11 protein-coding genes and 1 pseudogene are annotated in these 12,478 nt (G+C 63.6%); 4 read left to right on the plus strand and 8 right to left on the minus strand.

All coding sequences use genetic code 11. The annotated features are described in order from the left end of the window. Positions 1-2: 2 nt before the first annotated feature. The 4 genes from AC1DEZ_RS22765 to AC1DEZ_RS22780 form a co-directional block, all read right to left on the minus strand. Complete coding sequence (locus tag AC1DEZ_RS22765; RefSeq protein ID WP_476780780.1) at positions 3-752, minus strand: ABC transporter ATP-binding protein; 750 nt, start codon at positions 750-752, stop codon at positions 3-5. After that, on the minus strand, positions 745-1,734 hold the full coding sequence (locus AC1DEZ_RS22770; protein WP_476780781.1) for a branched-chain amino acid ABC transporter permease: 990 nt from the start codon (positions 1,732-1,734) through the stop codon (positions 745-747). The genes AC1DEZ_RS22765 and AC1DEZ_RS22770 overlap by 8 nt, the downstream gene beginning before the upstream one ends. Continuing rightward, the gene (locus tag AC1DEZ_RS22775) at positions 1,731-2,657 is read right to left on the minus strand and encodes a branched-chain amino acid ABC transporter permease (RefSeq protein WP_476780782.1); all 927 of its coding nucleotides are present in this window, start codon (positions 2,655-2,657) and stop codon (positions 1,731-1,733) included. Before AC1DEZ_RS22775 ends, AC1DEZ_RS22770 begins: the two co-directional genes overlap by 4 nt. Positions 2,658-2,775: 118 nt before the next feature. After that, positions 2,776-3,948 (minus strand): ABC transporter substrate-binding protein, encoded by a 1,173-nt coding sequence (locus AC1DEZ_RS22780; protein WP_476780783.1) that lies wholly within the window; start codon positions 3,946-3,948, stop codon positions 2,776-2,778. Between the two features lie 261 nt (positions 3,949-4,209). Here AC1DEZ_RS22780 and aspT point away from each other — a divergent pair, with 261 nt between their 5' ends. From aspT to AC1DEZ_RS22795, 3 genes are all read left to right on the plus strand, one after another. Continuing rightward, positions 4,210-5,877 carry an aspartate-alanine antiporter gene (gene aspT, locus AC1DEZ_RS22785; RefSeq protein ID WP_476780784.1) on the plus strand — a complete coding sequence of 556 codons (1,668 nt, stop codon included), beginning with the start codon at positions 4,210-4,212 and terminating at the stop codon, positions 5,875-5,877. A 126-nt stretch (positions 5,878-6,003) separates the two neighbouring features. Continuing rightward, a complete protein-coding gene (locus AC1DEZ_RS22790; RefSeq protein ID WP_476780785.1) occupies positions 6,004-6,561 on the plus strand; it encodes a L,D-transpeptidase in 558 nt (185 codons plus the stop codon). A gap of 631 nt (positions 6,562-7,192) precedes the next feature. Beyond that, positions 7,193-8,389: a tyrosine-type recombinase/integrase gene (locus AC1DEZ_RS22795; protein WP_476780786.1), complete on the plus strand. Its 1,197-nt coding sequence runs from the start codon at positions 7,193-7,195 to the stop codon at positions 8,387-8,389. A gap of 392 nt (positions 8,390-8,781) precedes the next feature. Here AC1DEZ_RS22795 and AC1DEZ_RS22800 read toward each other — a convergent pair whose 3' ends face one another. Then, positions 8,782-9,087: a hypothetical protein gene (locus tag AC1DEZ_RS22800; RefSeq protein WP_476780787.1), complete on the minus strand. Its 306-nt coding sequence runs from the start codon at positions 9,085-9,087 to the stop codon at positions 8,782-8,784. Between the two features lie 631 nt (positions 9,088-9,718). Between AC1DEZ_RS22800 and AC1DEZ_RS22805 the strand changes: the two genes are divergently transcribed. Further along, entirely contained in the window at positions 9,719-10,636 is a 918-nt protein-coding gene (locus AC1DEZ_RS22805; RefSeq protein ID WP_476780788.1) for a hypothetical protein, read from the plus strand. 464 nt (positions 10,637-11,100) lie between these two features. On the opposite strand, the gene AC1DEZ_RS22810 is transcribed toward AC1DEZ_RS22805, so the two are convergent. The 3 genes and pseudogenes from AC1DEZ_RS22810 to AC1DEZ_RS22820 all read right to left on the minus strand — a co-directional run. Then, on the minus strand, positions 11,101-11,415 hold the full coding sequence (locus AC1DEZ_RS22810; RefSeq protein WP_476780789.1) for a hypothetical protein: 315 nt from the start codon (positions 11,413-11,415) through the stop codon (positions 11,101-11,103). A gap of 10 nt (positions 11,416-11,425) precedes the next feature. After that, positions 11,426-11,791, minus strand: a complete 366-nt coding sequence (locus AC1DEZ_RS22815; RefSeq protein WP_476780790.1) for a hypothetical protein — start codon at positions 11,789-11,791, stop codon at positions 11,426-11,428. A gap of 393 nt (positions 11,792-12,184) precedes the next feature. Further along, positions 12,185-12,328 (minus strand): annotated as a pseudogene (locus tag AC1DEZ_RS22820) (winged helix-turn-helix domain-containing protein); the annotation flags it as partial. Positions 12,329-12,478 lie beyond the last annotated feature (150 nt).

A 12,478-nucleotide genomic window follows, 5' to 3' on the forward strand; every position in this document is an offset into this window, starting at 1 on the left:
CGCTAGCCCTCCTCGCCGAGATAGGCCTGCCGCACGGCAGGGTCGGCCCTGACCGCCGCCGGCTCGCCCGAGGCGATCACGCCGCCATAGACCAGCACGGTGACGCGGTCGGCGAGCGCGAAGACGGCGCTCATGTCGTGCTCGACCAGCAGCATGGCGAAGCGACCCTTGAGGCTCTTCAAAAGAGCGATCAGCCGCTCGCCCTCCTCATGGCCGACGCCGGCCAGGGGTTCGTCGAGCAGGATGAGCTTCGGTTCCAGCGTCAGCGCCATCGCGATCTCCAGCGCGCGCTTCTCGCCATGGGACAGGCTGCCGGCGGGCGCATGGGCGCGACCCGCGAGACCGACCGCCTCCAGAGCCTCCCAGGCGGGTGCGTTGAGCGCCTCGTCACGCGCCGCGTCGCGGAACAGCGAGAGCGGATGAGCGCTGCGCGCTTGCACGCCGAGCGCGACATTCTCCAGCGCCGAGAGCGAGGCGATGGTCGAGGTGATCTGGAAAGTGCGGGCGAGCCCCGCTTGCGCCCGCTTTTGCGGCGGCAGGCGGGTGATGTCCGTGCCGCCGAACAGGATAGCGCCGCTGTCCGGCCGCAGCGTGCCGGAGATCTGATGGACGAGCGTCGTCTTGCCGGCGCCGTTGGGGCCGATCAACGCATGGAGCTCGCCCGGCGCGATGGTGAGGTCGACCCCGTTGGTGACCTTGAGCGCGCCGAAGGATTTGGCGAGCCCCTTCAGTGCGAGCGCCGGTTCAGCCATTGCCGGGCCCTTTGCGCTTGGCGATGAGGCCGGCGATGCCCCCACGGGTGAACAGCACGAAAAGCACGATCAGCGGGCCGTAGATCGCCTTCCAGTTCTGGGTCAGCGATGACAGCACATCCTCCACGGCCAGAAGGGCGATGGCGCCGACGATCGCGCCATAGAGCGAGCCGACGCCGCCGAGCACGACCATGAAGATCAATTCGCCCGAGCGCTGCCAGGACATGAAGGCCGGGCTGACGAAATCGGTCTGGTTGGCGAGCAGGAAGCCGGAGACCCCCGCCATCATGCCGCTGATCACATAGGCGGCGAGCCGGACATGACCGACATCATAGCCGGTCACCGTGACGCGCACGGCGTTCTCTCGAGACGCCCTGAGCACGCGGCCGAAGCGCGAGGCGACCAGCCGGCGCGCCAGCCAGTAGCAGACCGCCAGCGTGCCGAGCGCGATGTAGTAGAAGTCGGTGCGGTTGGCGAAGATCTCCCGCCCCAGGAACGTGCTCTTCTCGTAGAGCGTCAGCCCGTCATCGCCGCCATAGGCCGAAAGCGCCTGGGCGAAATAGAAGGCCATCTGACCGAAGGCGAGCGTGATCATGATGAAGGCGACGCCGCGCGTGCGCAGCGAGACATAGCCGGTGACGGCCGCGAAGATGCCGCAGACGATGAGGATCAGCGGCAACGCGACCAGCAGTTCGGTCTGGCCTTCGGTGATTAGGATGCCCGCGCCATAGGCCCCGATGCCAATGAAGGCCGCGTGGCCGAAGGAGACGAGACCGCCGACGCCGAGAATGAGATCAAGCGAAAGCGCCGCGATCGCGAAGATCATCGCCCGCGTCACCAGCGTCAGCCAATGCGAGGGCAGGCCGAGCGCGGTCGCGATCGGCAATAGCGCCAGTAGGCCGAGGATGACGAGCGGCGCCAGCCGGCGGGCGGTGGGAAGCGCCGGGCGCCCGATGGCCGAAGGCGTCGTAACCGCGCTCATGAGCGCCCCTTGGCCGGCAGCAGCCCCTCCGGCCGCACGAACAGCACGGCCGCCATCACCAGATAGATCAGCATCGAGGAGAGGGCCGCCCCGGTCGCCCGCGCCGAGGCCGGCGCCATGAACAACCGCAGCAAATCGTTCATGAAGGAGCGGCCGAGCGTGTCGACGAGGCCCACGATCAGCGCCCCGACGAACGCACCGCGGATCGAGCCGATGCCGCCGACGACGATGACTACGAAGGCAAGGATCAGCACGGTGTCGCCCATGCCGGGCTCGACGGAGAGGATCGGCGCCGCCATCACCCCGGCAAAACCGGCGAGCATTGTGCCGAAGGCGAAGACGATCATGAACAGCTTGCGGATGTCGACGCCGAGCGCGGAGACCATCGGCGCGTTCGAGGCCCCTGCCCTCAGCAGCATGCCGGTCCGGGTCTTCTCGACGACGAACCAGAGCAATGCGCCGACGCCCAAGCCAGCCGCGATCAGGGCGAAGCGGTAGACGGGATAGAGGACGTCGCCGAGCAGCCGGACGTTGCCTGAGAGGAATTCCGGCACCGGCACCGAGAGCGGCGCCGCGCCCCAGATCATCTTCACCGCCTGGTTCAGCAGCAGGATCAGCCCGAAGGTCGCCAGCACCTGATCGAGATGGTCCCGTTCATAGAGGTGGCGGAAGACCAGGAACTCGAAGGCCAACGCTAGTAGCAGCGCCGCCGCGAGCGCCAGCACGAGCCCGAGCATGAAGGAGCCGGTCAGACCGACGAAGGTGACGGCGAGATAGGCGCCCAGCATATACTGGACGCCATGGGCGAGGTTGATGAAGTCCATCACGCCGAAGACCAGCGTCAGGCCGGCGGCGACCAGGAACAACAGGATGCCGAACTGGAGGCCGTTCAGGAGCTGGACGATCAGGAGGCTCGTGGTCATCGCGCGGTCCTACGTCAGGGCCGGTCATGAGACGTCATGCTCGGGCCTGACCCGAGCATCTCGTGACGAAGAGATCCCCGGGTCGAAGCTTCGCTTCGCCCGAGGATGACGCTTCGCGTCACTTCAGCGCGCAATCCTTGGCGTGCGGATCGGCATAGTCGGCAAACACCTTTTCCGCGATCTCGGTCTGGAACTTACCGTCGGCGCGCTTGGCGACCTTGACGAGGTAGAAGTCCTGGATCGGATAGCCGTTGGTGTTGAACTTGAACTTGCCGCGCAGCGAGGTGAAGTCAGCCTTCTTGATGGCGTCGCGCAGCTTGTCGGGATTTCCGGTGCCGCCGGCCGCCTTCACGGCCGAATCGATCAGCATCGCCGCATCATAGGCCTGCTGGGCGTAGGAACCCGGCACGATCTTATAGGCGGCTTCATAGGCCTGGACGAACGCCTTGGTCTGCGGGTTGTCCATATTGGGCGCCCAGGTCATGCCGCCATAGAGCCCGACCGCCGCATCCTGCTGCGCCGGCAGGGTCGATTCATCGACCGTGAAGGCGGAGAGGAAGGGGATCTTGCCCTGCAGCCCGGCCTGCGACCACTGCTTGACGAAGTTGACGCCGAGGCCGCCGGGGAGGAAGGCGAAGACGACGTCGGGCTTCGTCGAGGCGATCTTGGCGAGGTCAGCCGAGAAATCCAGCGCGTTCAGCGGCGCATAGACCTCGTCGACGATCTCGCCCTTGAAATAGCGTTTGAAGCCGGCGAGCGAGTCTTTACCGGCCTGGTAGTTCGGCGCGATGATGTAGGCGGTCTTGTATTTCTGGTCCTGCGCGTATTTGCCGAGGACCTCGTGCACCTGATCGTTCTGGTAGGAGGTGACGAAGAAATTCTTGTTGCAGGCCTTGCCGGCCATGGTGGAGGGGCCGGCATTCGGGCTGATCAGGAAGGCACCGGAATCGAGCACGGGCTTGGCGATGGCGCCAAGGATGTTCGAGAAGACCGGGCCGACGACGAAGGCCGGCTTCTCGCTTTCGACATAGCTGCGCACCCGGTCGACCGCGACGTCGGGCTTCAGCTCGTCATCGATCACCGTGATCTTGACCGGCACGCCGCCGAGCTTGCCGCCGTTCTTGTCGACCGCGAGCTGGAAGCCGTCGCGGACCTGCTGGCCGAGCGCCGCCCCGGGGCCGGTCAACACGCTGACCACACCGATCTTCATCGGCTCCTGCGCGTGTGCGGATGCAATAGAGAATGCCAGCGCCCCGCAACCCAGCGCGAGTGCGAATTTGAGTGTCGTCATCGATACCCTCCCGGGACGAACGAGCGAAAAGGGGGCGCGGCCGGGTTCCCTTGGACTTCTATGGCTCGCGCCGGAGCATAATGTTTCAAGCTTAAAATATCTGCAAGGGTGTGCCCGGCAGAAATTTTGCGCCGCCGCGCCCAAATGATTCACACTCTGATGCCGGACGCCAGTGGGGCGCGCGCATTCCAACGCGACCGCTTGCGAATTCAAACGACGCTAATAATCTGGGAACCTCCGTCCTCCGAGCCGGGTGTCGCCGTGTCATTTGTTACACAGCCCGTCGTCGCCCTCTTCATTTCGCTGGCTCTCGGCTATCTCATCGGCAAGATCAGGGTGGGGCCCGTCCAGGTCGGCGGCGTCTGCGGGACCTTGTTCGTTGCCCTCGCCCTCGGGCAATTCGGGGTGACGATCAGCCCGGATCTGAAGAACGTCGCCTTCGCGCTCTTCATCTATGCGCTCGGCTTCACCGCCGGGCCGCAGTTCTTCAACAATATCCGCGGCGGACTGCGCTACGGCGTCCTCTCCTTCGTCGAGGTCGCGACGGTGCTGGCCCTGGTCGCGGTCGCCGTGCTGCTGTTCAATCTGGATGCGGGCACGGCTTCGGGCCTGTTCGCGGGCGCGGCGACGGAATCGGCAGTGCTCGGCACGGCTTCCGACGCAATCTCGCGCCTGGCCCTGCCAGCGGCCGAGATTTCCCGGCTGCAGGCCAATATGGCCACCGCCTACAGCGTCACCTATCTGTTCGGGCTCGTCGCCATCGTGGTCTTTACGACGCAGATCGCCCCGCTTCTGCTCGGGATCGATCTGCGCAAGGAGGCCACGGCGCTGGCGCAGCAGCTTGGGGCGGAGGGCGACAACGGCACGGAGAACGGCGTCCCCGAGATCGTCTCGCGTGCCTTCCGTGCCGGCCCCGTCAGCGGCAGCACGGTCGGCGCCTTCGAAAGCAGCGTCAATGGCGTCGTCACGATCGAACAGGTCGGGCGCAGCTCGGGGTTCATCAAGGCGACGCCGGAAACCCAGATCGAGCCCGATGACGTCGTTCTGATCATCGGCCGTCGTCGCTCGGTCATCGCGGTCAGCGAGCGCTTCGGCGCCGAGGTGCCGATGCCGGCCGGCGACAATGTCCCCCTGGTCGAGCGTCAGGTCGTGCTTGTGCGCCGCGAGGTGACCGGCCTGCGCATCCGCGACCTGCGCCGGCTCGCCAGCGACGAGCAGCGGCGGGGGGTCTTCATTTCCCGCGTGCGGCGCCTCGGCCAGAGCATCCCGGCCCTGCCCGGCACCGTGCTGGAGCAGGGCGATATCCTGACGCTCTATGGATCCGAGGATGCGATCACGCGCGCGGCGACCGAACTGGGTCATATGCTGCCGACAACGTCGGCGACGGATTTCGTCATGCTCGGTCTCGGCGTCGTCGCCGGCCTCCTGCTGGGCGAACTCGCGATTCAGGTCGGTCCGCTCAATCTGACGCTCGGCACAGGCGGTGGCGCCCTGATCTCGGGGCTCGTCTTCGGCTGGGTGCACATGCACCGCCCACTCCTCGGCGCCATTCCGCCCGCAGCGGCCGAGTTCATGAAGGATTTCGGCCTGGCGACCTTCATCGCGGCCATCGGCCTCTCCGTCGGCCCGGACGCCCTCGCGCTGCTCAAGCAATACGGGCTGATGCTGCCGGTGCTGTCGATCCTGGTTTCGGCCGTACCGGGCCTGATCTCTCTCTATATCGGCCACCATCTCCTGAAGATCGAGGCACCGATCCTGCTCGGGGCGATCGCCGGCCAGCATTGCAGCACGCCTTCGATCAGCGCGCTGGTCTCTCTTGCAGGCAATTCGACGCCTGTGATCGGCTACACCGTGACCTATGCGATCTCGAACGTGCTGCTGCCGCTGATGGGGCCCGTCGTCGTCGGCATGATCGAGCTGATCCACTGAAACAGCGGCAGCCGCAGCACGGGAAGACCGCGACACGTGATCCTGGCCGACCGGCCGCCGGTCAGCCTTGACCTCGTTTTCCGTCTTCTCTTTAAATCCGAAGCGGGGGGCGCCGCAGGGATCACCATGCTACGCGCCATCATTCTCGCTGCCGGGCTTCTCGCTCTTTCAGGGCCGGCTCATGCCTATAGCAATGCACTCAGCCGCGGCCTCGCGGATTTCCTCAACATCTTCAGCGAACAGCCGATTCCGCGCCAGGTCGTGCCGTGGAGCGGCCAGCAGCCTCCCGGTACGGTAGTGATCTCGACGAGCCAGCGGCGTCTCTACTACGTCCTCGGCAGAGGCCAGGCGCTGCGCTACGGCGTCGGCGTCGGGCGGCAGGGTTTCAGCTGGGCCGGCACCAAGACGGTCTCGATGAAGCGCGAATGGCCGGATTGGCAGCCGCCGGCGCAGATGCTCAAGCGCCGCCCGGATCTGCCGCGCCATATGGCCGGCGGCATGGATAATCCGCTTGGCGCGCGCGCGATCTATCTCGGATCGAGCCTCTACCGCATCCACGGCTCCAACGAGCCCGACACGATCGGCGCGGCGGTCTCCTCCGGCTGCATCCGCATGACCAACCGCGACGTCATGGACCTCTACGACCGCGTCCGGCTCGGCACGAAAGTGGTGGTGCTTCGATAGGGTTGCCTAACCAACCCGAAGCCCGCTTCAGTGCACCGGATTCTGCCGCCCGCCATGTCGCCGCATGGGCCGAGGCGGAGCGAGCGAGATTGCTGGCACGCGGTTCCAATCTCGGCAGGAGGGCGAAGAGTACGGTCATCGCCATCGCGAAGACCGACATGGCGAGAAGGGCGATCAAGGGATCGGCGAATCGGTCCGGCTGCCCGGCTGCATCAGATTGGATCGCGTTTCCTGCGTCGGGCGGCACCTGCCTGAGCGAAGGCGGACGCGGCGAGCATCGCGGCGATCACGAGACGGCTTTCGAGGAGCGACGACCGGATCACGGCTGGTGTGACCGTCGTGCCACGTTTGCCGCTCTCTGGATAAGGTCGGCTTCGGACAGGACTGCGACATGGCCGCGGCCTCAAGAACGCAAAAGCCAGCCGGATAAGGGCTGGCTTCGGTCATCTACCAATGCTGATGAATAGTGATTTGGTGGAGCCAGGCTCCGCACAACCGAAGTCCGATCTAGTCCGACTCAGCTCGCTCGAATGCAGTTTTTCCAAAGGTATGCGGGGCATCCTGACTGTTCCAGTCCATTCCAGCTTGATACGATCCGCGCCAACTGTTGGGGTAAAAGTTGGGGTGTGGAATGGCCCGTGCAGTCAAGAAGCTATCGGCCAGGACGGTCTCGACGCTGACGAAACCGGGACGTCACGGCGACGGCGATGGGCTGTATCTGGTTGTTGATCCGAGCGGCGCGCGGCGGTGGCTGTTCCTGTTCCGCTGGCAGGGCAAACTTAAAGAGATGGGCCTCGGAGGCGTGTCCACGGTTTCGCTCGCCGACGCCCGAGACAAAGCAGCCGATGCCCGCAAGAAGGTGAAGGCCGGGATCAACCCGATCGAGGCGAAACGCGAAGCAGAAGCGGCCGCGGAGGCCGGTAAGACGTTCGGCCAGTTTGCCGACGATCTAGTAGAGGACATCAAACACGGCTTCCGGAACGAGAAGCACAAGTGGCAGTGGTCGCATACGCTCAAGACCTATGCGAGCTCGCTGCGCCCCGTTCCGATCGACGCCGTCGCGACAGAGCATGTCCTGGACGTGCTCAAGCCTCTCTGGTCCACCAAACAGGAAACGGCCTCACGCCTCCGCGGTCGCATCGAGCGAGTGCTGGATGCCGCGAAAGCGAAGGGGCTTCGAACAGGCGATAATCCGGCGCGATGGCGCGGGCATCTCGACCACCTTTTGCCCAGGCGCCAGAAGCTGCAGCGAGGCCACCATCCCGCAATGCCCTATGCCGATGTTCCTGATTTTGTGACGGACCTCCGGAAACGAGATGCCACCGCCGCGCTCGCTCTCGAACTTACAATCCTTTGTGCCAGCCGATCAGGTGAAGTGCTCGGCGCGACCTGGGGCGAGTTCGATCGCAAGGCGAAGGTTTGGACGATCCCCGGCAAACGCATGAAGGCCGGCCTAGAACACCGTGTGCCGCTGACCGACCGTGCCTTGGCGATTCTAGACGCCGCCGAAAAGGTAAAACAGAACGAGTATGTCTTCCCTGGCGCTCGCAAGGGGAAGCCTCTGTCCAATATGGCTATGGCCAACCTCCTGAAGAAGCGCATGAAACATGAGGGGCTGACGGTCCACGGCTTTCGCAGCTCATTCCGAGATTGGGCAGGGGAATGTACGTCGTTCCCTCGCGAGGTTGCGGAAGCCGCTCTTGCCCACGTCGTTGGCGACGAGACCGAACGCGCATATCGCCGCGGCGATGCGTTGGAGAAGCGACGAAAGCTGATGGAGGCCTGGAGCCGTTTTGCTGGCTCACCCAAGACAAAGGCGACAACGTGACGCCTATTCGCGCGAAAGCTGAATAGCCATTGAGACGCATGGGGATAGCCCGGCCAGGCGACAAGTGGGGAAGCACCGCCCCGCTTCCCCATGCCCGCACGGTGCATCGCGGTGCTGCGATGAGAGATAAGAATGAGGAATTTCGGCAACGCTTTGCGCGGCTACGAGATCGGGTAGACGCGACCGACCGCGCGCTTTCATATTCGCGCGGGTGCGCCCGGCATTGCGCGCCGCAGCCTGATCTCGGTGCATAGTTCTATTGGCTTCCACGAGACTGGCGAGGCGCCGGAGCCATTAGAGAGTCGTGCAGCAGTAACCTATGCTCCTGACTGGGGTGGGTAGCAGGCGCCACCACGAAGCTAGCCAGCGGCCACGCCTGAGTCACGGCGGGGCTATCTGCCTTCCTGCGTAGGCTTCTCTCGGGTGGCAGCCGCCAGAAACTCGTCCGAGGATTCTAGCGCAGCCTCGACGATGGGACGGACGAAGGCGCGCAGATCGCGCCGCCACTCCTCCGATGATTGCTCCCAGGTGAACTGACGCCTCTCACGAGCGCTTTCGTGGAGAGCCTTTGCCCCGGCCTCGATAGCGAGATCGATTCGTGCCTCCGCCATAGCCTCCTCGAATTCCCTTTCGAGCTTTAGTGGCAGGATGACGAACTGCTGTCCGAACAACTCGAGGGGTCGGAGCTCGTCGACCAAGATCCAGAATCGGAGGAATAGTCGCCTGAGGCTGCACGAGTGCTCGTGACGCGATAGCGCCGGTCGTCTCTGGCTGAGATCCAGAGCGCGAATCCGGCGACGGTGAGGACGAAGAAAAGTCCCAATGCTGCCGAGTAGAGCGCCTGCATTGCCGGAGAATGCCACATCTCGGAACGGGCTCCAAATAGCCCACGTTCGAGGGCAGCAGGCCCATGCCCTCCTGTGCGGTGCGCCCCTGCGCCCAGTCTGCCAGCCTTTTGCCGGACTAGGATGGAGGCTCCGATGAAGTCGAAAAAATTCCAACCCGGCACAAGCAGCTATGATGTCGATCTAAAAAACATCCACCGCCAAGCGGCCGAGGCCAAACAGGCCGGGCGGATTGTTTGCAGAAGGCACTCGCCCGCGAGACGGATTTTCTCGCGAAGGCGTGGGGCTCGTTAAAACCGCCCGAGCGGACGGGTTAGCGAACAGAGCTTCAGCAACACCAATCGGAAACGACCTCTGCGTCCAAGGCGGTAAGCTTTGTGCGGGGGAGACCGGCGCACGAAGTCCGCTCTGAAGCAGGCTCCGTGCTTCAACTTTCTCTCGCATGCAAAACGTGGCTTGTTCTGTGCTCCGGGGGGAGGCGCGCTTGCAGTATCAAATCGATCGACGGGTCATCCTGTCCACCGAGGGCGAGCTTACGTCGCTCTATCCGTGGTCAATTTCGGAGGTCGTGCCCGACGGGCAGTACGGAGCTCGGAAGCAGGTTCCATGGGTTTGGACGCTATGGTTCAACGCTTCCGACATCACGCTCTATGACACGCTCGAAAGGCGGACTGGCTTTCTTGAGGAGCCGTCAGACGATTCTGGCTCAGTCAGCCATCGACGGTCGATTACCGCAAAGCTACAGCCGAGCAGAGGGCGACGCGCGGCATGGGAGGTGTGCCGATACTCGTTCTTCGGGACCGACCGCTATCTCTCCAACATCGACTTGAGGGTCGAGGAGTTGCCGATCGGCGAGGACAAGGAGCGATGCGAGGTATGGGGCTCACCTAGCTATTCCGCTGAGGGTCCAGATTTCCGGCAAGAGACGCATGAGGACTATCTGGGTTTCCACCTGTACGTGAAGCCCGAGACGTTCGCGCGGTTCGCCACTCAGATATCCCTTTCGGCTGTGACGGGCGCAGCTTTCGGTGTGGGAGGCGTGCCCGGGTTCTATTCGGACTGGTCTCCGACCGTCGTAACCAATCGCGTCAAAATCCTCTCTTCGCTGCGCGACCACAAAGTCGAGATTCCCGCAGGCAGCGAAATCGATCCACCCCGGCTCGGCCGGGCCAGAGAATTCCACCTCGTGCTGAGTTCGGCCCACCAGCTGAAAAAGGAGGACAGCGAGGATGAGGGTCGAAACGATGAGCTTGCCGACGAGCCGAATTATCGGCCGGTCGCAGCTCCGGCGCCAACTCCCTCGCTTGCACCGGCTCAGAGCAATCTCGCGGGCGCCCTGAATCAGTTGCGCATAGCGGCCTGGTTGATCGTCGCTCTCCTGGTGATCAACCTGGTTCGCTAGCCGCCGTCAATTTTTGAAAAACAATCAGCGGAAATCAAAGCAGTCAAAGACCGCAGCTGCCTGTTTGCTGGAGGTCGCGGACATCTCCTTCCAGCCAAGGCTCCCCTCCTGCTTTGGAGGCCCAGCTCGGATAGAGTGCCTCTTGAAGCAAAGAATGAGGGGCTGGAGTGAAGTTGGCACTGTATGGATTAGCGGGTGCGGCCGGGGCTTTTGCCCTGTTCCTCGTGTACGCAATTCATGACGACCTAAGCAGAGGTTTTTCACCACCGCTATGGGCATGGTTGCTCACCTGCGGAGTGGGCGCTGCCGCTGCGACTTTGTTCATATTCGCACGGAGAGGAACGGTCCGAGGCTTTGCTCATAAGACAAAAGAGGCTTCACTCAACGTGGCAGCAAGCGCACTAAAGGCCTCACGCGTAGCTCGTGAAAAAACCGAGGCCCTCGCTCGGGAAATCGACAAGCGCTCACGGCAATAGCGCACTGGCGCGCAGCATACTCCGACACTCGTCGACACGACGTCGGAACTCGGCGAGGTTGCCAAATGAGAGCGCGAGCTTGGCGAGCATGCTGTCCCAGATGTCCCCCATTCGGCGCTTCGCGTCGAGCGTACCGCTCCGCCAACCATGCCAGTACGAGCGCGACCGGTTATCGCCGCAGGGCTGACCATCGAAGCCGTCGCGATAGCCTTCCTGCATCTCCTCGTCATCCAGTCGAGCCAAAGCCATGAGGGAGATTACAGGCTCACGGTTCGGGTTCTTATAGTCCGGTTCGATCGTCATGCTGGATCCCTCACGCTGCCGGCTGCGGCCACTCTGGCTCGATAAAGAGGGATGTGCCCTCGGCCGTCGCGACCGTAATTCCGTTGTGCCCGCCAAAGACCAGGCGCGCGGCCTTGGCAACGCTCCATGCCACTGACGTCAGTTCGCTCGGCGCCGTGGGGCACATGCGGGCACTGAAAGCCGGCGCAGTCTTGCTGTTGCACTCAACGCGATCGATCGAGGACAGGACATCGGCGTCCCACATCAGTCCCAGCATCGCGCGCACGTCCTCGATCTCCGCGATGACGTCGTGACGGCTGACAACCTCGATGTGACACGCAGGGGCAATCCGGATGATACGACTGCGCGGGAATTGGAGAACGTTGGATTCGACCACACTCACCTCCTGCTAATTCCGCATATCGGTAAGGTTGCTTCGTCTCCGCCATGCCCTTGGCGCTAGCGAGCGCCGCATTCTCGCCATAAAGGGTGACGGGTGACGCTTGATGACGGGTATTTCCCTATACCGTTCCCGCTGCGAGACATCGCTGACTTCCTTCAAGGTCGCAGTCGCATTTGACCAACTCCACCCCGTGAAGGCCCACGTAAGAGCCTCCTGGAGTCGAACAACCCTTCCTTCGGGCAATCCCAACCTGACAACCAACGTCGCACCCCGCGACGCACCATGATGCGGACGGGAAAACCAGGTGGTGCGCCCCGGCTTTTCGGCTGGCCAGCCTATTCCCGTCCGTCTCGACCGCCGTACCCAAGCCCGGCGGAACTGTTCGTTTTAGCGCGCGGATCCTTTGAACCGCCGCCATTTGCCTACCGTGCTGGGACTGACCCCGACCCGCTTGGCGATTTCGCGATCCGACAGGTCCGGCGTCGCGTCCAGAATGGACAGAACGTCCCTCTGCTTGTCCGCAGTCGTCCGGTGAATCGGGGCAGCGGCATGGGCAGAACCCCTTTGCTTTGAGGGTCGTCCAGCGCGCAGGTGAGATATGTCGGCGGCGAGCTCTTCGAAGTCTCGTGTGAGCGTTGCCACAAGGACCTTCAGGTCGCTCGCTTGCTCCGCCGGAACCTC

The sequence above is a fragment of the Allobosea sp. 10L422 genome (genome assembly GCF_056395345.1).

Coding starts and splice junctions, on each gene's coding strand:
- AC1DEZ_RS22765 (WP_476780780.1), bottom strand. CDS start 752: ATGGCTGAACCGGCGCTCGCACTGAAGGGGCTCGCCAAATCCTTCGGC.
- AC1DEZ_RS22775 (WP_476780782.1), bottom strand. CDS start 2,657: ATGACCACGAGCCTCCTGATCGTCCAGCTCCTGAACGGCCTCCAGTTC.
- AC1DEZ_RS22790 (WP_476780785.1), top strand. CDS start 6,004: ATGCTACGCGCCATCATTCTCGCTGCCGGGCTTCTCGCTCTTTCAGGG.
- AC1DEZ_RS22770 (WP_476780781.1), bottom strand. CDS start 1,734: ATGAGCGCGGTTACGACGCCTTCGGCCATCGGGCGCCCGGCGCTTCCC.
- AC1DEZ_RS22795 (WP_476780786.1), top strand. CDS start 7,193: ATGGCCCGTGCAGTCAAGAAGCTATCGGCCAGGACGGTCTCGACGCTG.
- AC1DEZ_RS22780 (WP_476780783.1), bottom strand. CDS start 3,948: ATGACGACACTCAAATTCGCACTCGCGCTGGGTTGCGGGGCGCTGGCA.
- AC1DEZ_RS22810 (WP_476780789.1), bottom strand. CDS start 11,415: ATGACGATCGAACCGGACTATAAGAACCCGAACCGTGAGCCTGTAATC.